Below are 22,357 nucleotides of genomic sequence, written 5' to 3'. Positions count from 1 at the left end.
CTGTGATAGAAATCAGCTTTGTGCTGATTTCTGTCTTAGATAAAATAAACACTAACAAATTGAACGCAACTAACTAGGAGGGTGAAGACACGTGGCATTTGAATTTAAACTGCCGGATATCGGTGAAGGTATCCACGAAGGTGAAATTGTAAAATGGTTCGTAAAAGCTGGAGATGAAATTGATGAGGATGATGTACTAGCAGAAGTACAAAATGACAAAGCTGTTGTTGAAATCCCATCTCCTGTAAAAGGTAAAGTATTAGAAGTAAAAGTTGACGAAGGTACAGTAGCTACTGTAGGACAAGTTATCGTTACTTTTGATGCTCCTGGATACGAAGACTTAAAATTCAAAGGTGACGATCATGATGATGCACCAGCAGAAGAAGCTAAAGAAGAAGCTTCAACTGAAGAAGTGACTGAAGAAGCAACAGCTCCTGCAGCACAAGCTGATGTTGATCCTAACCGTAAAGTAATTGCTATGCCTTCAGTGCGCAAATATGCTCGTGAAAAAGGTATAGACATTAAAGCTGTTCCTGGTTCAGGTAAAAATGGACGTATTGTTAAAGATGACATCGATAGCTTCTTATCTGGTGGCTCTACAGCTACAGCAACTGCTGAAGCTCCAGCTAAAGAGGAAACTGCTTCAGCTGAACCAAAAGCAGCAGCAGCACAAGCTATTCCTGAAGGCGATCTACCAGAAACTCGCGAGAAAATGAGCGGTATCCGTCGTGCAATCGCAAAAGCTATGGTTAACTCTAAACACACTGCTCCACACGTAACATTAATGGATGAAATCGATGTAACAGCTCTTGTTGCTCATCGTAAAAAATTCAAAACAGTTGCAGCAGATCAAGGTATTAAATTAACATTCTTACCTTACGTGGTAAAAGCGTTAACTTCAGCACTTAAGAAGTTCCCAGCTCTTAACACTTCAATTGATGATTCTACAGATGAAGTAATTCAAAAACATTACTACAACATCGGTATCGCTGCTGACACTGAAAAAGGTCTTTTAGTACCAGTTGTGAAAAATGCTGATCGTAAATCTGTATTCGAAATTTCGGATCAAATTAACGACCTTGCTGGAAAAGCACGTGATGGTAAATTAGCTCCTGCTGAAATGAAAGGCGCTTCTTGTACAATTACAAACATCGGTTCTGCTGGTGGACAATGGTTTACTCCAGTTATCAACCACCCAGAAGTTGCAATTCTAGGTATCGGACGTATCGCTGAAAAACCAGTTGTACGCGACGGTGAAATTGTAATTGCTCCAGTATTAGCATTATCACTAAGCTTTGACCACCGTATTATCGATGGCGCAACAGCTCAAAACGCTCTTAACCAAATCAAGCGTTTATTAAATGATCCAGAATTATTATTAATGGAGGCGTAATAAATGGTAGTAGGAGATTTCCCAATCGAAACTGATACTCTTGTCATTGGTGCTGGCCCTGGTGGCTACGTTGCAGCAATTCGTGCAGCTCAATTAGGTCAAAAAGTTACAATCGTAGAAAAAGGTAATCTTGGAGGCGTATGCTTAAACGTTGGTTGTATTCCTTCAAAAGCATTAATCGCTGCAGGTCACCGTTTTGAACATGCTAAACATTCTGAAGACATGGGGATTATCGCTGAGAACGTAACAGTTGATTTCTCTAAAGTTCAAGAATTCAAAAACGGCGTTGTAAACAAACTTACTGGCGGTGTTGAAGGCCTTCTTAAAGGTAACAAAGTTGACATCGTAAAAGGTGAAGCTTACTTCGTTGACAGCGAAACTGTACGTGTAATGGATGAAAATTCAGCACAAACGTACAAATTCAAAAATGCAATCCTTGCAACTGGTTCTCGTCCAATCGAGATCCCTGGATTCAAATTCTCTGAGCGCGTAATCAACTCTACAGGTGCATTAGCGCTTAAAGAAGTTCCTAAAAAATTAGTTGTAATCGGCGGAGGTTACATCGGTACTGAGCTTGGTACTGCTTTTGCTAACTTCGGTACAGAAGTTACATTTGTAGAAGCTGCTGATGAAATTTTAGCTGGTTTTGAAAAACAAATGAGCTCTCTTGTTAAACGTAACCTTAAGAAAAAAGGAAACGTTGAAATCTATACAAAAGCAATGGCTAAAGGTGTTGAAGAAACTGCTGATGGCGTACAAGTTACGTTTGAAGTAGGCGGAGAGTCAAAAGTAATCGATGCTGACTACGTATTAGTTACTGTAGGTCGCCGTCCTAACACTGATGAGCTTGGTCTTGAGCAAGTTGGCGTTAAAATGACTGACCGTGGTCTTATCGAAATCGATAACCAAACTCGTACATCTGTAAGCAACATCTTTGCAATTGGTGATATCGTAACTGGACCACCACTTGCACACAAAGCTTCTTACGAAGGTAAAATCGCAGCTGAAGTAATCGCTGGCGAACCTGCTGAAATTGACTATTTAGGAATTCCAGCAGTTGTATTCTCTGAGCCTGAGCTTGCATCTGTAGGTTATACTGAAGCACAAGCGAAAGAAGAAGGATTAGCTGTTAAAGCTTCTAAATTCCCATTCGCTGCTAACGGACGTGCGCTTGCACTTAACGCTGCAGAAGGCTTCTTGAAGCTTATCACTCGTAAAGAAGACGGAGTAGTTGTTGGTGCTCAAATCGCTGGACCTAGCGCATCTGACATGATCGCTGAGCTTGGTCTTGCTATCGAAGCTGGCGTAACAGCTGAAGATATCGCATTAACAATTCACGCTCACCCAACATTAGGTGAAATCACAATGGAAGCTGCTGAAGTAGCTATTGGAAGCCCAATTCACATTGTAAAATAATGTTTTTAAAAAGCTGATGCGTATGCATCAGCTTTTTTTTGAAGAAAACGGTTTTCATCAAGTATCAGATGCTTGTCAGACAGTTTTTATTGCTGATGAGTATCTCCTTTAGAAGAAACGTGTAAAAAGCGCTGAGGCAGTCTTAAATGAGCTCTAGATGCATACATATGAAGTGGGACGTGCTTTCCTTATAGGTAGATAAAAAATTGCTTCTTTGGATAACGAATGAAAAGGCGGCGAAGGAGCTATGAAGACATATTTCGTTTGGAGCTTACACATTGTTATTTGGATAGGTTATTCACTGGTTGAATTATTATCAAAACGTGATCAATTGACATCTAAAATTATTTTGTTTTTAGTATTTGCTTATTTAGCTTACGGCATAGCAGAAATGAACGTTAAATCTAAAAGACTGGCGCTTATGATGACGGGCACAACGTCAGCTGTCTGCTTGACGTGTTATCAACTAATTTTATTTTGCACGGCGTAAGAGTGCATAAAAAAAGCGTTAGCTTATATAAGCTAACGCTTTTTTTATCTTACACAGATTTCTTTTCTTTTTTTAATGCGCCTTCTTCTTTAAATGCTTTCATTAATGAGAAGACCGTTAACACCAGCACAATTGAAAATGGAAGTGCTGCTATAATCGCAGCCGTTTGGAGTGCATCCAAGCCACCTGTCCAAAGCAGAATGATTGCTGTTAACGATTGAATTAAGCCCCACGTAAGCTTAATAGAGCCTGAAGGATTTAGATCACCGTTTGTTGTCTGCATTCCTAAAACAAATGTAGCTGAGTCAGCTGATGTAATGAAGAATGTAGCAATTAAGCAAATAGCAACAATGGACATGAACGTACCAAATGGAAACTGTTCAAGTACGTAGAATAAAGCAACTTCTGTTCCTTTATTATTGATAACATCCATAACAGGAAGATCCTTAAAAAAGTCTAAATAAACCCCAGAACCTCCGAATACAGCAAACCATAATCCGCCAAATACGGTCGGAACAGCTAGTACACCAATTAAAAATTCTCGAATGGTTCTACCTCGTGAAATACGAGCAATAAACGTACCAACGAACGGTGCCCAGGCGATCCACCATGCCCAGTAGAAAATTGTCCAATCTTGAACCCAGGTGCTGTTATCAAACGGGCTCAATCGAAAACTCATCGACGGCAAGTTTTGAATGTAGCTGCCAATTGTTGTAACGAATAAGTCCATAATAAAGTTGGTTGGACCTGCAAATAACAAGAATAGCATTAACAGAATAGCTAAAACAATATTAATGTTACTCAAATACTTAATACCCTTGTTCAGACCTGTCTGTGCTGACAGCATGAACAAGAACGTCACGATAATAATAACAATTAATTGAGTCGTGAAATTATTATCAATACTTGGCGACAAGTAAGAGGCTCCACCAGTAATTTGAATAGCGCCCAGTCCTAGAGATGTTGCCACTCCAAAAATAGTTGCAAATACGGCGATGACGTTTATGATCGTTCCAAGAGGTCCATCAACACGTTTTCCTAATAGTGGACGTAAAATATTACTGATTATGAACGGGTAACCTTTTCTAAATTGAAAATATGCAAGGGCCAGTGCAAGAACGGAATAAATAGCCCAAGGATGTAAACCCCAGTGGAAAAACGAATAACGTAGAGCTGCACGAGCTGATTCTGCTGTACCGCCTTCACCAGAAGGTGGAGTATGAAAATGATTGATTGGTTCTGAAACACCCCAGAATACAAGTCCAATCCCCATACCAGCACTAAATAACATAGCAAACCACGAGACATAACCATACTGAGGCTTTTCGTCAGGTTTACCTAGTTTAATGTTTCCGTACTTTGAAAAAATTAAGTACAGCGTAAAAACTAAGAATAATGTAGCTGCTAATAAATAATACCAGCCAAATTTCTCGATGATAAAACTATGTATTGCCGATGTGACAGGTGTAAGCGCTGCGCTTCCTAGCACAGATTCCGGAATAACACCCCATACGATAAATACTGCAGCAATAATAACCGAAATGATAAAAACAGGAGTCAGTTTTTTCATCGATTATCACTCCTTTCCTATTCTATTTTACATAACATAGTTTCTCATATAACCTTTTTAGCTATACATGAAACCACATGGTTATACATTCTAGTAAAGTTTGTATGAAATGTCTACCCTATTAGTAAGAAAAAAAGGCAAGATCTCAAATTCTTATTTTTCGTAATTATTTTAAAGTGCCGAAATAGATATGAAATTAGACATAGTTTTTTCATATAAATAGAGATGATGCTAAGGGGTCAGTTTTTTGAAAACAAATATAACATTTATGAGAAAAATATTTTTAATGTGACATACTAATTAGTTGTTGACATATTTAATGTGACATAATAATATAATATCAAGAGTTGTAAAACGCTTACAAAAAAAGACGGTTAAAGGGGAGTTTACAAAATGGGAACAATCGTATGTCAAACATGTAACTGCACAATTGATCATTTCGAAGATGAGAAAGTGACGCGATTATACTCAACATGTAAAAGCGGAGAATGTCAAAAAGCAGATGAAGATTTAGATTAATTCAATAAAAAAAGGTGCGGAACTTCGCACCTTTTTTTATTGAATTGCTTTATGTTCTTTAATGACACGAAATGTCTTTAATTCAAAATCTTCCGGACCCTGCACTGGTAAACCTGCCTCTAAGTTTGTTTCAATGTAGGTTAAATTTTCCTCAGTGATGATTTCCCCAGGAATAAAAATAGGAATACCAGGAGGATAGACCATTACAAATTCTGCAATAATACGACCTGCTGACTCATGAAAAGGTACCACTTCGGTTTCAGCGTAAAAAGCATCACGAGGTGTTAAAGCCAATACAGGAATATCAGGTAATAAAATAGCCGGTTTTGCCGTTGTCTCAGAAAGGTTATGGAATTTTGCGGATAACTCACGCAGAGCTGTGACAAGACGTGAAAGATCTTCTTCTGTATCTCCGGGCGTGATAATACATAGAATATTATAAAGGTCAGACATTTCCACTTCGATATTATGAGCTTCACGCATCCATTTTTCTACGTCATAGCCCGTAATTCCTAAATCTGAAACAGAAATAATTAATTTAGTAGGGTCTAAATCATACGTAGCTTTTGTGCCTAAAATTTCTCTGCCTATACATCGGATATGCTCAATTGTATTAATTTCTTTTCGTGCTTTTTCAGCAAGAGAAATTGCACGTTCAGCCAGCTCTTTTCCTTCTGTAGCTAGACGTTTTCGTGCAACATCTAAAGAAGCCAGCAGCAGATAAGAGGTTGATGTTGTTGTCAGCATGCTTAAAATAGACTGTACGCGTTTTGGAGAAATTAAGCCTTCGCGTATGTTTAAAATGGAACTTTGCGTCATAGAACCGCCTAATTTATGAACGCTTGTTGCTGCCATATCTGCACCGGCCTGCATAGCAGACAGAGGCAAATCATCATGGAAGTGAATATGAACGCCGTGAGCTTCATCAACAAGTACAGGCACTTGATACGAGTGGGCAATTTCTACGATTTTACGAAGGTCTCCGGAAATTCCAAAGTAAGTTGGATTGATAACAAGCACTGCTTTTGCTTCAGGGTGCTGCTTTAAGGCTTTTTCTACAGAGTCCGATGTAATACCGTGAGAAATGCCAAGATTTTCGTCAATTTCAGGATGAATAAAAATAGGCGTAGCTCCTGAAAAAACAATCGCACTCATAACAGATTTATGCACGTTTCTAGGAACGATAATTTTATCTCCAGGTCCACATGTCGCCATAACCATTGCCATAATTGCTCCGCTCGTTCCTTGAACAGAGAAAAAAGTATGATCAGCACCAAATGCTTCTGCAGCTAAATCCTGCGCTTGTTTGATAATGCCTTTTGGCTGGTGAAGATCATCAAGGGGACCGATATTAATTAAATCAATGGATAAAGCATCATCGCCAATAAATGAGCGGAATTCAGGATCCATTCCATTTCCTTTTTTATGTCCAGGGATATGGAATTGTGTTGGGTTTTTCTTAGCGTGATTAACTAATCCAGTAAATAATGGAGTTGAAAATTGAGAAGACAACTTTGCTATACACCTCTTTTATCATAAATTGTCAGTCCCTCTAAGCAAAGCTTAGAGGGACTTTGATTGTTTTTTTATCAAATTACAGCATTCAATTTTATATACCAAAAACTAATGGCTGTTGAATTATACATATTAAAATATCAGATCTTTTTTCTACAAAAGAAATTCAACACAAATTCTACTCCGCAGTTTTCTTGATTTTAACCATTATATAAATGAATGAAACGCGTATGTTTACTACTGTTTGATAATATAAATACAATTTTTAGTTAAAAAAATACAAGTAATTGTAAACTGCTTATTACTTATTATTTTATAGTTCTTTATGTTTTGAAAATCCCCATAAAACAAAAGAATTATAGCACTTATTAACCTATTTGCAAAGATATTTTAAAGAGAAAATAAAAAGAAAAAAAAGGAGAAATTCTTTTGGGTGAAAAGAGAATAAATTTTGTGTACATTATAGATTGTGATAGAGTTAAGAATATAGATATACATAGAATGAAGAAATAAATGGAGTGATGAGAAGTGGAATATCAATACCCTATCTCCCTTGATTGGAGTACAGAAGAAATTATTGATGTAGTGAAGTTTTTTGAAAGCATTGAACGAGCTTATGAAAAAGGTATTGAGCGTGATCACCTAATGGCAGTCTATCGCCGATTTAAAGAAATTGTGCCAAGTAAAGCAGAAGAAAAAACAATCTGTAACGATTTTGAAGACCAAAGCAAATACTCTTCTTATCGAACGATTCAAAAAGCAAAGGCTGCTTCTTCTGGAGATATCATAAAAATGTAAAAACTGAGACTGGACAAAAGTAGTTTAGCCGAAGTAAAAAACGAATCATTAATCAAATTGTTTGATTAATGATTCGTTTTTTTTGTTACGGTGAACATAGAGTTTATCTGTTTCGTTTCTTCTAGTTGATTGGAAGGCAAGGCGAAGACTCCTGCGGGGAAAGCGGAACAGGCGAGACCCCGCAGGAGCGCAAGCAACGAGGAGGCTCACCGGCAGCCCGCGGAAAGCGAAGTCTTGCAGGGAAATCAACTGCGGTGTCACAAGCGTTTCAGCTTATGTATCCCATTTATTGGTCTTTCGATGAGCTTCCTTTCGTTATGTGTCACCCTCATTTTTTTATATCAATTCGTTAAAATTATGCATATGCTTTTTTAGTTAGTTCATATAATGGAGTTACCGTATGAAATGTTTGTTCAATACGAGCCATCCATTCTTCGCCGTTCATTGCAATCGCTTCTTCTTTTGGAATTGTAATGCCGCATAGGATCTCAGCTTTTTTAACCTTCTCTAGACGTTCAAACAAACTCTCTAAGTCTTCAGAAGATAAGTCGCCCATTTTTTTACTATCAGGTTTTGTATGATCTTTCGACCAAACAAACGAGTCTGGGATATTTTGACGAATCTCCTCCATGTTTTGTTTTAGCAGCTTTCCAAATTGTTCTTTAATAGGTGATTCGTAAATGACGGCGAACCACACAAAGACGTGTGTTTCCCAAAGGCCAATTTGAAAATGAGGGAGCTTTTTATACCCGCGTTTACTGTTAGCAAAGGCTACCCACGTATCTGCTGGCGGGTTAACTGTTCTTCGTGCGTGCTTGGCAATGTGTACGAACATTTCGTCTCCACAAAGTGAAGAAAGAGTAGGAGCAAAGTGATTGCTCAATTGTTCGAATTTTGGGCGTATCGTTGTCTTGATGGCTTCCATACGTGCATCAAGCCCCTCGATACGGAATACGTTAAAGTCATCTTGTGAAAATCCTGAGAATGCCATGTGAAACCTCCGTTTTTTTAGTGAATATGTATAGCTGCTGTGCATCTATGCAAGTAAGTATGATTTACGCGAAGATTCTACCACATGAAAAGCATAAACACCAATTAATTCGCATATGCTTGTCAAAACGTGTCTATCATTTTTTTATAGGTAATCACACAATTTAGTTGCATGAGATTAGGTTTCGACATAGACTATATCAATCAAAATATCTGAAAATTTAGTTTTCTATAAGTGGGTTCAATAATTTGAGAGGGGTGTTTGAAACATGAAACAAGTGGTGAATATGTATAAGAAGAATGATGGACAAAAAAGATTAGGTGTAATTCGGTTGGAGTTAGATTACGAGTTAGCGACGTTATATGAAGCCATGATGGAAAATAATGAGGAACAAAAACAAAAATGTAAGCGAAAGCTCGAGAAACTTCGTGAAGAAATGATATCTCTTCAGTAGCAGACACGGGAATAAAATAGAACAAATATGGGTAAACTGTAAAAAAGGATTAAACTGAATGAGCAGATTCATAAGTGGTAACAGAGCACGTGGGAGAAGAAGCGGCAGTTCTTCTCCCACGTGCTCTGTTAATTGACATCTTGCAGAGGTTTTTTTAAGCTTAAACAAGAGACGTATTTTTGAGGGGGCATTGAGATGACACAACGCTGGAAAGAAATTGATACATACGTTAAAGAGTGGCTAAAAGAAGCTGGACAAAAAATTCAACAGTCGTTTAGTAAAGAACTTCTCATTCAAACGAAATCGAATCCAAATGATTTAGTAACAAATATGGATAAAGAAATTGAACAGTTTTTTATCTCAAAAATCAATGAAACCTTTCCGGAACATCATATTCTTGGAGAAGAAGGATATGGGGAAGAGCTTGAATCAGAAGAAGGAACGATTTGGATTATCGATCCGATCGACGGTACGATGAACTTTGTTCATCAGCAGCGAAATTTTGCTATTTCCATCGGTATATTCGAAAATGGTGTAGGACAAGCAGGTTATATTTATGATGTTATTCATAATGAGCTGTATCATGCTTTAAAAGGACAGGGCGCGTTTATGAATGACATCCAATTGCCAAAACTTGAACCTGTACCAGTTGAAGAAGCTATTATTAGCTTAAATGCAACGTGGGTGACGGAGAACCGCCGTATTGATCCTTCCGTATTAAGTCCGCTTGTGCGTAAAGTAAGAGGGACCCGTTCATATGGATCCGCAGCTATTGAGCTTGCTTACGTAGCGGCTGGACGCTTGGATGGATACATTACTTTACGTTTGGCTCCATGGGACTTTGCTGCCGGTAAAGTGTTGATTGAAGAAGTTGGAGGAGTTATGACGGATTTAGAAGGAAAGCCGTTAGAGATTCTTGAAAAAAGCAGTGTATTTGTAAGCAAACCAACATTACATGACGAAATCTTTCGTACGTACCTTGAAGGAAAGTGGACTAAATAAAATAGAAGTGAAGACTTACGTGTAGTCAAAGAATTTTGTGATGAAAAAACGTCATGAACCATTTTGATGTTGCAAATGGCCATGACGCTTTCAATCATCGCAAAAAAATTACAGCTGCCCTTTTTCTCGCATTTTTTTCTTAGTCGTAAAGCCAAGACCCATTACAACAATTAAAGCTACGATAGCTAAAATGACCCCGAGAGCGCTTCCTTCTCCGATAAATATGCCAATTGACATAATAGCTGCAGTTGCGATGAATGCATATAAAACGAATACCCACTTAATGTTTCTCATGTTGATTCCTCCCATTTGTAACGGATATTTATAGTGTACAACAAAATCATTCTGCAATTCTAGAGTTAGTGTGATATAATAGCTTAGTTATTACAAGCATAGGAGTGAAATGCGTGAACATTCGTAAAGATTTACGTAATATTGCCATTATTGCCCATGTAGACCATGGGAAAACAACGTTAGTAGATAAATTATTACATCAGTCCGGAACATTCCGTACTAATGAGCATGTTGAAGAACGTGCGATGGATTCAAATGACCTTGAGCGTGAGCGTGGAATTACAATTTTAGCGAAAAACACAGCTATTAATTATAAAGATACGCGTATCAACATTATGGATACGCCAGGACATGCTGACTTCGGTGGAGAAGTTGAGCGTATTATGAAAATGGTAGACGGTGTTCTACTTGTAGTAGACGCATACGAAGGATGTATGCCTCAAACGCGCTTTGTATTGAAAAAAGCATTAGAGCAAAACTTAACGCCGATTGTTGTTGTTAACAAAATTGACCGTGACTTTGCTCGTCCAACTGAAGTAGTTGATGAAGTAATTGACTTATTTATTGAACTAGGTGCAAGTGAGGAACAAATTGAGTTCCCTGTTGTTTATGCTTCAGCAATCAACGGAACGGCTAGCACGAACCCTGAAAAGCAAGATGAGAACATGTCATCTCTATTTGACTCAATCATCGAGCACATTCCAGCACCAGTAGACAACAGCGACGAACCACTTCAATTCCAAGTGGCAATGCTTGACTACAATGACTATCTTGGTCGTATCGGTGTAGGGCGCGTATTCCGCGGAACAATGAAAGTAGGCCAGCAAGTTGCATTAATGAAGCTTGACGGTACGGTAAAACAATTCCGCGTAACAAAATTATTCGGTTTCCTAGGCTTAAAGCGTGTTGAAATCGAAGAAGCAAAGGCAGGAGACCTGATCGCTGTATCAGGAATGGAAGACATCAACGTAGGTGAAACAGTATGTCCGTTTGACCACCAAGATGCACTGCCAATTTTACGTATTGATGAACCTACTTTACAAATGACGTTCTTAGTAAACAATTCACCGTTTGCTGGTCGTGAAGGTAAATTTGTTACATCTCGTAAAATTGAAGAGCGCTTAATGTCTGAACTTGAGACAGATGTAAGTTTACGCGTGGAAAATACTGATTCACCGGATGTATGGGTCGTTTCAGGACGTGGAGAACTTCATTTATCTATTTTAATTGAAAATATGCGTCGTGAAGGATATGAGATTCAAGTATCAAAACCTGAAGTAATCGTTCGTGAAATTGATGGCGTTCGCTGTGAGCCAGTTGAACGTGTGCAAATCGACGTGCCTGAAGAACATACGGGTTCTATTATGGAATCAATGGGTGCTCGTAAAGGTGAAATGGTTGATATGATTAACAACGGCAGCGGTCAAGTTCGTCTGATCTTTATGGTTCCTGCACGTGGTTTAATCGGTTATACAACTGAGTTCTTATCGTTAACTCGTGGATTCGGTATCATTAACCATTCATTTGATAGCTACCAACCAATGCAGCAAGGTCAAGTTGGAGGTCGCCGTCAAGGTGTGCTTGTTTCTATGGAAAGCGGTAAATCATCTACTTATGGAATCCAAGGCGTAGAAGACCGCGGTACAATTTTCGTGGAGCCAGGTACAGAAGTATACGAAGGTATGATCGTAGGAGAACACACTCGTGAAAATGATATCGTTGTTAACATCTGTAAAATGAAGCAAATGACGAATATGCGTTCTGCTAACAAAGATCAAACAACAGGTATGAAAAAACCTCGTATTATGTCTTTAGAGCAATCACTTGAATATTTAAACGAAGATGAATATTGTGAAATCACACCAGAATCTATTCGTCTACGTAAAAAAATTCTTGATAAAAATGAACGTGAAAAAGCAGCGAAAAAGAAAAAATACGCTGACACGAAATAATAAAAAAAGGAAGTCGTTAGCTTTATTTGCTAGCGGCTTGTTTTTTATCAATTATATCAGAATTTTCTATTTTTTGAAAGCGTTTTATAAAGAGATAATTTGGAAAGGAAAAAGGTGGCTTATATCGAATAATGTAAAGTAAGGAATAGGGGGAAGGAAGATGGATGTAAAAGAACACCTTTCATTTTTTGCTGCTTTGTATCAAGTAGATGAACATGCAAAAATAGGAATGTGGCTGTTATACTTTACTATTTTAGGGCTATCTGTTCTTGTGTACAAACTCGGGTTTGCAAAGAAGCTGCCGCTTTTAAAATCTGTGGTTATTTATCTATTTTTAGCTTTTGGATGTACGATTTTAACGTTTTTAGGCATTTTTTTACCTGTAGCTGAAGGGCTTGTGGTTGCAGCGCTTGTATTAATTATTTATAAAATACGGCTGTATCAGGCTAAAAAGCAAAACTCCACGTTGGGTTCATAAAAGACTACATAAAAAGACGCTTGTAGCTACAAGCGTCTTTTTAGTATGATATAGCCGAAGACAAGAGCGGCTGCGAAAATTAAATGGCCAGCTGTCCAATAAAAAATTGCTACTGCATCATCCACCGCAGGCGTAGGCTTAAGCGCAAGCAGCGTCAACGGAAAATACAAAGGAATGGTTGGAAGTGTTAATAAAAAAGAACACAATACGATTTTTCGAATAGACATATTGTTTAATTTACCTACTATGTAAACAAAAACGATCCCAATTGCAACGGCAATGAATAAATGAAAAACAAACTCCACCCATTCAGGCCATTGAATAGGGCCAATGATAGGAATAAAATCAACATTTAATAAAAGGGTATAAACTTGTTTGCCGGTTAGCCATTCTATCCATTTCAAACATAACCCAAGGATAATCCCGCTGAACATGCCAATACTTATTCCTAAACGGAGCACCTTACCAATCCTCCTCTGTCTTTTTCGACTCATATAGTTTAAAGTTACCAGTAGCTATGCGTTCTTTTGTTCGTTTTTCAATCCGTTCAGAACATTCATTGCACATATATGTATGGATAGGACGGTTGCGCAGTCGTTTTGCCACGAGCGTTTCATCCTCAATTGTTTCAATTTTATCGCACATGACACATTGTACTCTCATTTCTATCACCTCAACTTCTCTATACATCATTCTAGCCGAAAATTCTTGTTTTATAAAGTTTTTTTGCGGTGCTATCTCTCAGGAGAAAAGGAACGATAGGAAAACATTCCTAAAGAAGCAGGTAATTTTGCTTGTTAGCTCGAAGATAGTAACTAGTAAGTACATAAACAGTAGGAGGGATGAAAATGGCCAACGAAGTCGAGACTCAATTAGTAGATGCATTATACGATGAGCTACAGACAGAGAGATTTGCAACCATTTCAACTATTGATTTTGAAACAAACGCTCCAAATGTTAGTGCCATTTCGTGGTTAGTAGCTCCGACTAAACAAAAAATTCGATTTGCCGTAGATGTCAAATCGAGGATTGTAGAAAACATTAAACATACGAATAAAGCAGTGGTAAATATCCTTGCTAATGAATCATGCTACTCAATCAGCGGAATAGCTGAGGTAGTGCAGGAAAAGTTAGAAGGAGTAGCTTTAAAGTTGACACTAATTGAACTAGATATTAATGAAGTAAGAGATGTCATGTTCTATGGCTCTAAGATTTCAGTAAACCCTTCATATGAAAAGACCTATGATCCAGTAGCAGCCGCTAAACTCGATAAGCAAGTAATTGAAGCGATAAAAAAAGCTTAGCAGCAGCCTGCCGCTAAGCGACTTTCTTATTCATTTTTTTGAAGATGATTATTAGATTGTTTTTCCTGCTCATTCTTTAAATTTTGCTCTTGTTTATTATTTAATTTTTGATTGTTTGTATCTGTTGAACTAGGATTTCGGCGGATTTCTTCTGCAAATTCAGGCATCACTCGGTTTACAATGGCTGCTAATTCATCTAAAAATCCTGTAACCGGCCGACCTTTGCGAATTTCATTTCCAATTTGTTTTAGCCGAGCGACCGTATCAGGATCTGCAATAACAACAGAGTTAGCGCCGTACGGATCAGCTTTCAGACCTTCGGCAACTGTATATTTGATTGAACTTACTTCTGAACGATCAATATCTTTGCCGACGTCAATGCCTACGATTGCATACTTGCCGAGCACAATGGCAGTAGCATCATTTACATTCGGAACGCTTGAAGCCAGTTCAACTAAATGCGCTGATATTTCATTAGCAGTACGCTTGTGAGAGCGTTCAGGAGATGAATTTTTCACCTGTACAATTCGATCTGTTTTTTGCCCTTCTTCAACGTCTGCTTGATTATTGTTGCAGCCGGTTAGTGTAATAAAACATAAGCTAATGGATAGAAAAAATTTGTTCATGTGGGAGACTCCTCCTTATGAATGACTCATTTTTTGTAGTAATTTGTATTTAGTTTCTAATAGTTCTTCTATCTTTATACACGTGTTCATATATTTAAAGAAAATGGTCCGTCCATTTAAGGTCACTTCACACATGTGCGTTACATAGTATATAAATGGATGGGTGCCTTGTTTCACTCCTTACAGGAAAAACAATCGGAGTAGGAGGCTGAATTATTGGGAAAAATTTATGTATTAGATACGAATGTTTTATTACAAGATCCGCATTCAATTTTTTCATTTGATGATAACGAAGTAGTGATTCCAGCCGTTGTACTAGAAGAAGTTGATTCGAAAAAAAGAAATATGGATGAAGTCGGACGAAATGCAAGGCAGGTATCCAAACTCATTGATAACTTGAGACAACATGGAAAGTTATATGAGAAAATCCCGTTAGAAAATGGGGGCCATTTGCGAATTGAACTCAATCATCGCTCTTTTCAGCAGCTTCAAGAAATCTTTGTGGAAAAAACAAATGATAATCGAATTTTAGCTGTTGCTAAAAATTTATCCCTTGAAGAGGAAACAAAAGAAGATGGACGTGAAGTGATACTAGTAAGTAAAGATGTGTTGGTACGTGTGAAGGCTGACGCAATCGGTTTAAGAGCAGAAGATTTTTTAAGTGATCGAGTAGTGGAATTCAATAGTATTTATACAGGCTTTTCAGAAGTCTATATTGCAAAAGAGCTGCTGAGTCAATTTTACGAAAAAGGAGAGCTGCTAACGTCTCAAATTGCGAACCACTCCTTTTTTGCAAATCAATTCTTAGTGATGAAAGATGCATTTGGAGGATCCGGATCAGCCATCGGCATTGTCGATCAAACAACAACGAAAGTAAAAAAACTGTTATTTGAATATGATCATATCTGGGGAATTAAACCTCGAAATGTTCAGCAAATTATGGCGTTAGAACTTCTTCTTAGAGACGACGTTCAACTGGTCACGTTAATTGGAAAGGCAGGTACGGGTAAAACGCTGCTTGCTTTAGCTTCAGGACTTATGCAGACGGAAGATCTAGGGTGTTTTAAAAAGCTGCTTGTAGCTCGTCCAATTGTTCCTTTAGGGAAAGATATTGGGTTCTTGCCAGGAGAAAAGCAGGAGAAGCTTCGTCCATGGATGCAACCAATTTATGATAACCTAGAGTACTTATTCAACACTAAAAAACCTGGAGAACTGGATGCGATTCTAGCGGGGCTGAGTTCAATAGAAGTGGAAGCCTTGACGTATATAAGAGGCCGAAGCATTCCGGAACAGTTTATTATTATTGATGAAGCACAAAATTTAACGAAGCATGAAATTAAAACAATTTTAACAAGGGTAGGGGAAAAGAGTAAAATTGTGCTTATGGGAGATCCGGCTCAAATTGATCATCCTTATTTAGATGAGTATAACAACGGATTAACGTACGTAGTTGAAAAGTTTAAAGAGCAAAAAGTATCGGGCCACGTTCGGTTAATCAAAGGAGAGCGCTCCGGGCTAGCACAATTAGCAGCTGATATTCTTTAAAAAAGGTGGGGTTCCTTTTGGAACCCCACCTTTTTTTATTATGTAACGATGATTTCTTCCACATATTTAATAGGGTTATTTCGGTTAGATCCGTCCGGTAAATAGACATAGATAGGCCCGTCTTCTCTAAGAGGCTTTCCGTCTTGGCTGAAACCAAAGATTAGTTTTTGCGCTTCTTCTAATGAAAAAGAAATCAGCGCGTCTTTTGTTTTAAATGAAACGTTGGTAGCGTCTTCAGTAGGTGAAGCGTTTGCTAGAAAAGGTGCAAATAAAATCCCAAATGTTCCATTTACTAGCTCCTGTTTTTTGAATTTCTTTTCGGTTTTTAACGTAGGAGGAAAGACGGCTCCTTCTTGAATTTCACGGTCCCAATGCTTAGAAACAGCCTTTGTGTACGCTTCTGTCTCGTCTTTTTGCTCCGGTGGATGTTCAAAGAAAACGTCCATATCGAGCTTGCGGTCATCGAAAATCCACACGCTTGGGTCGAGTGTCAGCGTATATTTTACTTTTCCTTTTAACATAATAATTGAATTCATCATAAATGCCCCCTTGCTAAAAGTATAAGCGCTTTCTCCTTATTTGTCACTTTGATGAAAAAATTTAGTTGAGAGTGATTCTCGTATGATATAATGTAAGAGTCAACGAAAGTGCGAAATTTCCTACATCTAAGGTAATGGTTTTGAGAAAGTAACAGTATAAAAAAGACGGCCAGCCACACGGACATGTTTATCCTTGCTTTTTTGGAGCATAGCCTTTAAAATTGAGAGATAGATTAGGTAATCGCTCGCGAACGGAGGGATTGAGTTTGACGCCTGAGACAATGATAGATCATCGTGAAAAAGCGTATGCGTTGTTAAAAGCTGATGCAGATAAGATTTTGCAATTAATTCAAGTTCAAATGGATAACTTAACAATGCCACAATGTCCTCTTTATGAAGAGGTTTTAGATACACAAATGTTTGGTTTATCAAGAGAAATTGATTTTGCAGTTCGTCTTGGTTTAATTGATGAACGTGTTGGAAAAACATTGCTAGACCGCCTCGAGCGTGAACTTTCTGCACTGCATGAAGCGTTTACAAAAAAATAAAAATCACGCGATCGAAACTCAAACTATATACAAACGTAGTTTGAGTTTTTTATTACAGGTGGTTGAAATTTCCTAATTTACTCAAATTTGTACATAAAAAATGAAACGAAACAGAAACACGTCATTTTTAAAGGAAGAGGGTTATGGTAAAAAAAATATTTAGGCATTTTGACTATTCAATTGTAATTCCAGTGCTGCTTCTTTGTGCGGTTGGACTAGTTATGGTTTACAGTTCAAGTATGATTGTAAGTATTACAAGATATCATACGTCAAGTGATTTCTTTTACAACAGACAAAAAATGTGGCTTGCTTTTACGCTTGTATTGTTCATTTTAACAATGCTAACACCTTACAAGCTGTATCCTAAAATACTGCCTTATGCGATTCTGGGCATTTTTGTACTGCTTTTGCTTGTGTTTGTAATGGGGCATACGAGTAACAATGCGCAAAGTTGGCTGCAGCTTGGCGGAGCAAACATGCAGCCGGCTGAGTATGCCAAGCTTGTTGTCATTTTATACTTATCGTATGTTTTGTCTAAAAGGCAAGAGTATATTGACAACATCAAAAAAGCTTTTTTTGGACCTATGGGTCTTGTATTTCTAATATTAGGTTTTGTAGCGATTCAGCCTGACCTTGGAACGGGATCAATTATTTTTGCGATTTCCGTTACCATTATGCTATGTTCAGGAATCTCTAAAAAAACCTTTTTCCGCATGTTAGCACTAGGTATTATTTTGCTTACGGTCATTATTACGATTGGTTTTTTTACAGGTCAGTTTACTGCCAATCGAATCGGCCGTTTTACCGGTGCGTCAGATCCGTTTGCTAATGCTCAAGGAACCGGTTATCAGCTGGTTAATTCATATTTAGCAATAGGTACAGGAGGCTTAAAAGGCCTTGGTTTAGGAGAAAGTGTACAAAAGTATGGTTATCTTCCCGAGCCCCATACCGATTTCATTATGGCCATTATTGCAGAAGAATTAGGATTCTTTGGAGTTATGCTCGTGCTGGGCCTTTTAGGCTTCTTAATTTTCAGGATTTTAATGCTGGCTAAAAAATCTCAGGATCCGTTTGCTAGCATGATTTGTATTGGAGTAGCCAGTATGATAGGTATTCAAACAGGCATCAACCTTGGAGGGCTTACGGGACTCATTCCGATTACCGGCGTCACGCTTCCGTTTATCAGTTACGGAGGGTCTTCGCTACTAACGCTGATGGTGTCTATGGGAATTATTGTAAATATTTCATTTTTCGTAAATTATCAAAATAAAAAACAGAAAAATACGGAAAATATTGTGCTACATCCGAACAATACATCAACAACAAGCGATTGATTTTCGTAAAAAAATTGTGTAAAAAAAGCAAAAATTTATTGGAATTTTATTATTTTCCATTGATTTTTGCTTTTCTTTTATCCAATTTTGCTATATATTGAAGTTTATACGAAATTGAGAGGAGATTAGCAACATGAGTTTTGTAACTAAAAAAATCAAAAAAGTATTAGTAGCAAACCGGGGAGAAATTGCGATTCGTGTATTTCGAGCATGTACTGAACTGAATATTCGGACTGTTGCAATTTATTCGAAGGAAGACGCAGGTTCTTATCACCGTTACAAAGCGGATGAAGCCTATTTAGTAGGAGCGGAGAAAAAGCCGATTGATGCTTATTTAGATATAGAAGGCATCATCGACATTGCTAAGTCTCATGATGTAGATGCTATTCACCCTGGCTATGGTTTTTTGTCAGAAAATATCCAATTTGCAAAACGTTGCGAAGAAGAAGGCATTATTTTTATTGGCCCAAAATCCAAGCATCTTGATATGTTTGGCGATAAAGTAAAAGCACGTCATCAGGCTATTCAAGCAGATATTCCCGTTATTCCTGGTACAGATGGTCCTATTGATTCAATTGACGAAGCAAAAGAATTTGCTAATCAGCATGGATATCCTCTAATGATCAAAGCAGCTTTGGGCGGAGGCGGTCGAGGCATGCGTATCGTTCGCGATGCAGACAGCCTGAATGAATCTTATGATCGTGCCAAATCAGAAGCAAAAGCGGCTTTTGGTAACGATGAAGTATACGTCGAGAAACTAGTTGAAAATCCAAAACATATTGAAGTGCAAATTTTAGGTGATGAACAAGGAAATGTTGTGCACCTTTACGAACGCGACTGTTCAGTGCAGCGTCGTCACCAAAAAGTAGTAGAAGTAGCACCAAGTGTTTCTATAGATGAAGACTTACGTCTCCGCATTTGTGAAGCAGCTGTGCAGCTGATGGAAAAAGTGCAGTACATAAATGCTGGTACAGTAGAATTTTTAGTATCAGGAAACGATTTTTATTTTATTGAAGTAAATCCACGTGTTCAAGTAGAGCACACAATTACTGAAATGATTACAGGTATTGATATCGTTCAATCGCAAATTTTAATTGCGGACGGCTACGCACTTCACAGCAAGGAAGTGTCTATTCCTGCACAAGACCAAATTCACGTACATGGATATGCAATTCAATCTCGTGTAACGACAGAAGACCCGTTAAATAACTTTATGCCGGATACGGGTAAGATTATGGCTTATCGTTCTGGTGGCGGTTTTGGCGTACGTTTAGATACGGGAAACAGCTTCCAAGGTGCTGTCATTACGCCGTATTATGATTCACTGTTAGTAAAAGTAACAACATGGGCCTTAACATTCGATCAAGCCGCATCAAAAATGGTACGGAACTTAAAAGAGTTTCGTATTCGTGGAATTAAAACCAATATTCCATTTCTTGAAAATGTAGTAAAGCATGATAAGTTCTTAACAGGCGCTTATGATACATCCTTTATTGATACAACGCCTGAACTTTTCGTCTTCCCTAAGCGAAAAGACCGCGGAACTAAAATGCTTACATACATTGGGAATGTTACGGTAAACGGATTCCCGGGTGTATCGGAAAAGAAAAAGCCGATCTTTACGAAACCGCGTGTTCCTAATGTCGATATAAAACAACCAATTCCAAACGGAACAAAGCAGATTTTAGATGAAAAAGGCGCTGAAGGGCTAGTAAATTGGGTGAAAGAACGCAAGGAAGTGCTATTAACGGATACAACCTTCCGTGATGGCCATCAGTCTCTTTTAGCAACGCGTATTCGTACAAACGACTTAAAACAAGTAGCTAACCCAACTGCACGCTTGCTTCCGGATTTGTTTTCTATGGAAATGTGGGGAGGAGCAACGTTTGATGTCGCTTATCGATTCTTAAAAGAAGATCCGTGGGATCGCTTGCTTACTTTACGTCAACAAGCGCCAAACGTTCTTTTCCAAATGCTTCTTCGCGCGTCAAATGCGGTTGGATATAAAAACTATCCTGATAATGTAATCAAGGAATTTGTTGAAAAATCAGCTTATGCAGGTATTGATGTTTTCCGTATCTTTGACAGCTTAAACTGGGTGCAAGGAATGACTCTTGCAATTGACTCTGTTCGTCAAACAGGGAAGATTGCAGAAGCAGCGATGTGTTATACAGGTGATATTTTAGATCCGACGCGCCGTAAGTATGATTTGGATTACTACAAGAACTTAGCAAAAGAGCTTGAGCAGTCTGGAGCACATATCCTGGGCATTAAAGATATGGCGGGTCTTTTAAAACCACAGGCAGCTTATGATTTAGTATCGGCTCTAAAAGAAACGGTTGATATTCCAATTCACCTTCATACGCATGATACAAGCGGAAACGGTGTATACACGTACGCAAAAGCAATTGAAGCAGGTGTAGACATTGTAGACGTAGCCGTAAGCTCAATGGCAGGCTTAACGTCTCAGCCGAGCGCTAACTCTCTTTATTACGCATTAGAAGGTGCGGACCGCAGACCAAATCTGGATATTAAAAATCTAGAAGAGCTTTCTTACTATTGGGAAGACGTGCGAAAATATTACCAAGACTTCGAAAGCGGGATGAATGCTCCTCATACGGAAGTGTACGAGCATGAAATGCCAGGCGGTCAATATAGCAACTTACAGCAACAAGCAAAAGCAGTTGGTTTAGGAAACCGCTGGGATGAAGTAAAAGATATGTATTCACGCGTGAATTTGTTATTTGGTGATATTGTAAAAGTTACGCCATCATCAAAAGTAGTTGGAGACATGGCATTGTTTATGGTTCAAAACAATTTGACAGAAGAAACGCTGTTTGAGCGCGGTGAAACGCTTGACTTCCCGGATTCCGTTATCGAATTGTTTGAAGGGTATTTAGGACAGCCTCACGGGGGATTCCCTAAAGAGCTTCAGCGCATCATTCTAAAAGGCAGAAAACCTATTACAGTTCGTCCTGGAGAACTGTTAGAAGATGTGGACTTCGATGCAGTGAAAGAAAAGCTATTTAAAGACTTAAATCGTCAAGTGACGAGTTTTGACGCCATTGCTTATGCGCTATATCCAAAAGTATTTATGGATTATCACAAAGCAGTCGAACAATACGGAGACATCTCTGTTCTTGATACACCGACTTTCCTATACGGCATGCGTTTAGGAGAAGAGGCTGAAATTGAGATTGAAAAAGGAAAAACCTTAATCGTTCGCCTTGTATCCATTGGAGAACCGCAGGCAGACGGTACGCGAACAGTATACTTTGAATTAAACGGTCAGCCTCGTGAAGTCGTGATTAAAGACGAAAGTGTCAAAACAACCGTTACGGCAAAACAAAAAGCCGACCAAGGAAATCCGTCCCACATTGGCGCTTCAATGCCTGGAACCGTTATTCGAGTAGTAGTAGAAAAAGGCGATAAAGTCTCAAAAGGTGATCACTTAATGATCACAGAAGCAATGAAAATGGAAACAACCGTGCAAGCACCATTTGACGGCGTGATTAAACAAGTACACGTATCGAATGGAGATGGCATCCAGCCGGGAGATTTATTAATTGAATTAGAAAGCTAATCAAAA

Annotated in this window: 23 protein-coding genes; 15 read left to right on the top strand and 8 right to left on the bottom strand. The window is 38.3% G+C overall.

What is annotated here, in order from left to right:
* The first annotated feature begins 91 nt into the window (after positions 1 to 91).
* From ACRPLY_RS14810 to ACRPLY_RS14800, 3 genes are all read left to right on the top strand, one after another.
* Positions 92 to 1,393 carry a dihydrolipoamide acetyltransferase family protein gene (locus tag ACRPLY_RS14810; protein ID WP_028414110.1) on the top strand — a complete coding sequence of 434 codons (1,302 nt, stop codon included), beginning with the start codon at positions 92 to 94 and terminating at the stop codon, positions 1,391 to 1,393.
* A 3-nt stretch (positions 1,394 to 1,396) separates the two neighbouring features.
* Positions 1,397 to 2,809 (top strand): dihydrolipoyl dehydrogenase, encoded by a 1,413-nt coding sequence (gene lpdA / locus ACRPLY_RS14805; RefSeq protein ID WP_013082295.1) that lies wholly within the window; start codon positions 1,397 to 1,399, stop codon positions 2,807 to 2,809.
* 247 nt (positions 2,810 to 3,056) lie between these two features.
* Entirely contained in the window at positions 3,057 to 3,299 is a 243-nt protein-coding gene (locus tag ACRPLY_RS14800) for a hypothetical protein (protein ID WP_028414109.1), read from the top strand.
* A 49-nt stretch (positions 3,300 to 3,348) separates the two neighbouring features.
* Here the strand turns inward: ACRPLY_RS14800 and ACRPLY_RS14795 are convergent, their stop codons facing one another.
* Entirely contained in the window at positions 3,349 to 4,869 is a 1,521-nt protein-coding gene (locus tag ACRPLY_RS14795) for a glycine betaine uptake BCCT transporter (protein ID WP_028414108.1), read from the bottom strand.
* A gap of 393 nt (positions 4,870 to 5,262) precedes the next feature.
* Between ACRPLY_RS14795 and ACRPLY_RS14790 the strand changes: the two genes are divergently transcribed.
* The gene (locus ACRPLY_RS14790) at positions 5,263 to 5,388 is read left to right on the top strand and encodes a GapA-binding peptide SR1P (RefSeq protein ID WP_013056059.1); all 126 of its coding nucleotides are present in this window, start codon (positions 5,263 to 5,265) and stop codon (positions 5,386 to 5,388) included.
* Between the two features lie 36 nt (positions 5,389 to 5,424).
* Here the strand turns inward: ACRPLY_RS14790 and ACRPLY_RS14785 are convergent, their stop codons facing one another.
* Complete coding sequence (locus tag ACRPLY_RS14785) at positions 5,425 to 6,900, bottom strand: aminotransferase class I/II-fold pyridoxal phosphate-dependent enzyme (RefSeq protein ID WP_028414107.1); 1,476 nt, start codon at positions 6,898 to 6,900, stop codon at positions 5,425 to 5,427.
* Positions 6,901 to 7,431: 531 nt separating this feature from the next.
* Between ACRPLY_RS14785 and ACRPLY_RS14780 the strand changes: the two genes are divergently transcribed.
* Both ACRPLY_RS14780 and ACRPLY_RS14775 read left to right on the top strand, forming a co-directional pair.
* Positions 7,432 to 7,701 (top strand): UPF0223 family protein, encoded by a 270-nt coding sequence (locus tag ACRPLY_RS14780; protein ID WP_013056061.1) that lies wholly within the window; start codon positions 7,432 to 7,434, stop codon positions 7,699 to 7,701.
* Between the two features lie 125 nt (positions 7,702 to 7,826).
* Positions 7,827 to 8,054, top strand: a complete 228-nt coding sequence (locus tag ACRPLY_RS14775) for a hypothetical protein (RefSeq protein WP_098112885.1) — start codon at positions 7,827 to 7,829, stop codon at positions 8,052 to 8,054.
* A 2-nt stretch (positions 8,055 to 8,056) separates the two neighbouring features.
* On the opposite strand, the gene ACRPLY_RS14770 is transcribed toward ACRPLY_RS14775, so the two are convergent.
* On the bottom strand, positions 8,057 to 8,692 hold the full coding sequence (locus ACRPLY_RS14770) for a YktB family protein (RefSeq protein WP_432231928.1): 636 nt from the start codon (positions 8,690 to 8,692) through the stop codon (positions 8,057 to 8,059).
* 268 nt (positions 8,693 to 8,960) lie between these two features.
* Here ACRPLY_RS14770 and ACRPLY_RS14765 point away from each other — a divergent pair, with 268 nt between their 5' ends.
* Positions 8,961 to 9,146, top strand: coding sequence for a hypothetical protein (locus ACRPLY_RS14765; protein ID WP_013056063.1), 186 nt, complete (start codon positions 8,961 to 8,963; stop codon positions 9,144 to 9,146).
* Positions 9,147 to 9,341: 195 nt separating this feature from the next.
* Entirely contained in the window at positions 9,342 to 10,148 is an 807-nt protein-coding gene (locus ACRPLY_RS14760; RefSeq protein WP_154989282.1) for an inositol monophosphatase family protein, read from the top strand.
* 108 nt (positions 10,149 to 10,256) lie between these two features.
* On the opposite strand, the gene ACRPLY_RS14755 is transcribed toward ACRPLY_RS14760, so the two are convergent.
* Positions 10,257 to 10,442 carry a YlaF family protein gene (locus tag ACRPLY_RS14755; RefSeq protein ID WP_028414104.1) on the bottom strand — a complete coding sequence of 62 codons (186 nt, stop codon included), beginning with the start codon at positions 10,440 to 10,442 and terminating at the stop codon, positions 10,257 to 10,259.
* A gap of 113 nt (positions 10,443 to 10,555) precedes the next feature.
* Between ACRPLY_RS14755 and typA the strand changes: the two genes are divergently transcribed.
* Together typA and ACRPLY_RS14745 are read left to right on the top strand one after the other, a co-directional pair.
* The gene (typA, locus tag ACRPLY_RS14750; protein ID WP_013056066.1) at positions 10,556 to 12,394 is read left to right on the top strand and encodes a translational GTPase TypA; all 1,839 of its coding nucleotides are present in this window, start codon (positions 10,556 to 10,558) and stop codon (positions 12,392 to 12,394) included.
* Positions 12,395 to 12,554: 160 nt separating this feature from the next.
* The gene (locus tag ACRPLY_RS14745; RefSeq protein WP_013056067.1) at positions 12,555 to 12,872 is read left to right on the top strand and encodes a YlaH-like family protein; all 318 of its coding nucleotides are present in this window, start codon (positions 12,555 to 12,557) and stop codon (positions 12,870 to 12,872) included.
* A gap of 26 nt (positions 12,873 to 12,898) precedes the next feature.
* On the opposite strand, the gene ACRPLY_RS14740 is transcribed toward ACRPLY_RS14745, so the two are convergent.
* Both ACRPLY_RS14740 and ACRPLY_RS14735 read right to left on the bottom strand, forming a co-directional pair.
* Positions 12,899 to 13,333, bottom strand: a complete 435-nt coding sequence (locus ACRPLY_RS14740; RefSeq protein ID WP_033578411.1) for a hypothetical protein — start codon at positions 13,331 to 13,333, stop codon at positions 12,899 to 12,901.
* Between the two features lies 1 nt (position 13,334).
* The gene (locus tag ACRPLY_RS14735; protein ID WP_013056069.1) at positions 13,335 to 13,535 is read right to left on the bottom strand and encodes a YlaI family protein; all 201 of its coding nucleotides are present in this window, start codon (positions 13,533 to 13,535) and stop codon (positions 13,335 to 13,337) included.
* A gap of 185 nt (positions 13,536 to 13,720) precedes the next feature.
* Between ACRPLY_RS14735 and ACRPLY_RS14730 the strand changes: the two genes are divergently transcribed.
* Entirely contained in the window at positions 13,721 to 14,176 is a 456-nt protein-coding gene (locus ACRPLY_RS14730; protein WP_028414102.1) for a pyridoxamine 5'-phosphate oxidase family protein, read from the top strand.
* A gap of 26 nt (positions 14,177 to 14,202) precedes the next feature.
* Here ACRPLY_RS14730 and ACRPLY_RS14725 read toward each other — a convergent pair whose 3' ends face one another.
* Positions 14,203 to 14,802: a YhcN/YlaJ family sporulation lipoprotein gene (locus tag ACRPLY_RS14725; protein WP_013056071.1), complete on the bottom strand. Its 600-nt coding sequence runs from the start codon at positions 14,800 to 14,802 to the stop codon at positions 14,203 to 14,205.
* Between the two features lie 216 nt (positions 14,803 to 15,018).
* Here ACRPLY_RS14725 and ACRPLY_RS14720 point away from each other — a divergent pair, with 216 nt between their 5' ends.
* Complete coding sequence (locus ACRPLY_RS14720; RefSeq protein ID WP_013056072.1) at positions 15,019 to 16,347, top strand: PhoH family protein; 1,329 nt, start codon at positions 15,019 to 15,021, stop codon at positions 16,345 to 16,347.
* Positions 16,348 to 16,385: 38 nt separating this feature from the next.
* Here the strand turns inward: ACRPLY_RS14720 and ACRPLY_RS14715 are convergent, their stop codons facing one another.
* Positions 16,386 to 16,886, bottom strand: coding sequence for a hypothetical protein (locus tag ACRPLY_RS14715; RefSeq protein WP_014460988.1), 501 nt, complete (start codon positions 16,884 to 16,886; stop codon positions 16,386 to 16,388).
* Positions 16,887 to 17,167: 281 nt separating this feature from the next.
* On the opposite strand from ACRPLY_RS14715, the gene ACRPLY_RS14710 reads away from it, so the two are divergent.
* The 3 genes from ACRPLY_RS14710 to pyc all read left to right on the top strand — a co-directional run bounded on the left by ACRPLY_RS14710 (position 17,168) and on the right by pyc (position 22,351).
* A complete protein-coding gene (locus tag ACRPLY_RS14710) occupies positions 17,168 to 17,434 on the top strand; it encodes a YlaN family protein (RefSeq protein ID WP_370506486.1) in 267 nt (88 codons plus the stop codon).
* A 143-nt stretch (positions 17,435 to 17,577) separates the two neighbouring features.
* A complete protein-coding gene (locus ACRPLY_RS14705; RefSeq protein ID WP_028414100.1) occupies positions 17,578 to 18,768 on the top strand; it encodes an FtsW/RodA/SpoVE family cell cycle protein in 1,191 nt (396 codons plus the stop codon).
* A 133-nt stretch (positions 18,769 to 18,901) separates the two neighbouring features.
* Positions 18,902 to 22,351 (top strand): pyruvate carboxylase, encoded by a 3,450-nt coding sequence (pyc, locus tag ACRPLY_RS14700; RefSeq protein WP_028414099.1) that lies wholly within the window; start codon positions 18,902 to 18,904, stop codon positions 22,349 to 22,351.
* The last annotated feature ends 6 nt before the right edge of the window (positions 22,352 to 22,357 follow it).

It is taken from the genome of Priestia sp. TGN 0903 (assembly GCF_050846855.1).
GTDB lineage: Bacteria > Bacillota > Bacilli > Bacillales > Bacillaceae_H > Priestia > Priestia zanthoxyli.
This window is presented reverse-complemented; position numbering and strand designations above follow the sequence as displayed.

Bases quoted from the DNA above. Each gene is read 5' to 3' on its own strand.
- lpdA (WP_013082295.1), top strand. From the start codon at position 1,397: ATGGTAGTAGGAGATTTCCCAATCGAAACTGATACTCTTGTCATTGGT.
- ACRPLY_RS14800 (WP_028414109.1), top strand. From the start codon at position 3,057: ATGAAGACATATTTCGTTTGGAGCTTACACATTGTTATTTGGATAGGT.
- ACRPLY_RS14795 (WP_028414108.1), bottom strand. From the start codon at position 4,869: ATGAAAAAACTGACTCCTGTTTTTATCATTTCGGTTATTATTGCTGCA.
- ACRPLY_RS14790 (WP_013056059.1), top strand. From the start codon at position 5,263: ATGGGAACAATCGTATGTCAAACATGTAACTGCACAATTGATCATTTC.
- ACRPLY_RS14770 (WP_432231928.1), bottom strand. From the start codon at position 8,692: ATGGCATTCTCAGGATTTTCACAAGATGACTTTAACGTATTCCGTATC.
- ACRPLY_RS14765 (WP_013056063.1), top strand. From the start codon at position 8,961: ATGAAACAAGTGGTGAATATGTATAAGAAGAATGATGGACAAAAAAGA.
- ACRPLY_RS14760 (WP_154989282.1), top strand. From the start codon at position 9,342: ATGACACAACGCTGGAAAGAAATTGATACATACGTTAAAGAGTGGCTA.
- ACRPLY_RS14755 (WP_028414104.1), bottom strand. From the start codon at position 10,442: ATGAGAAACATTAAGTGGGTATTCGTTTTATATGCATTCATCGCAACT.
- ACRPLY_RS14745 (WP_013056067.1), top strand. From the start codon at position 12,555: ATGGATGTAAAAGAACACCTTTCATTTTTTGCTGCTTTGTATCAAGTA.
- ACRPLY_RS14735 (WP_013056069.1), bottom strand. From the start codon at position 13,535: ATGAGAGTACAATGTGTCATGTGCGATAAAATTGAAACAATTGAGGAT.
- ACRPLY_RS14730 (WP_028414102.1), top strand. From the start codon at position 13,721: ATGGCCAACGAAGTCGAGACTCAATTAGTAGATGCATTATACGATGAG.
- ACRPLY_RS14725 (WP_013056071.1), bottom strand. From the start codon at position 14,802: ATGAACAAATTTTTTCTATCCATTAGCTTATGTTTTATTACACTAACC.
- ACRPLY_RS14715 (WP_014460988.1), bottom strand. From the start codon at position 16,886: ATGATGAATTCAATTATTATGTTAAAAGGAAAAGTAAAATATACGCTG.
- ACRPLY_RS14710 (WP_370506486.1), top strand. From the start codon at position 17,168: ATGATAGATCATCGTGAAAAAGCGTATGCGTTGTTAAAAGCTGATGCA.
- ACRPLY_RS14705 (WP_028414100.1), top strand. From the start codon at position 17,578: ATGGTAAAAAAAATATTTAGGCATTTTGACTATTCAATTGTAATTCCA.
- pyc (WP_028414099.1), top strand. From the start codon at position 18,902: ATGAGTTTTGTAACTAAAAAAATCAAAAAAGTATTAGTAGCAAACCGG.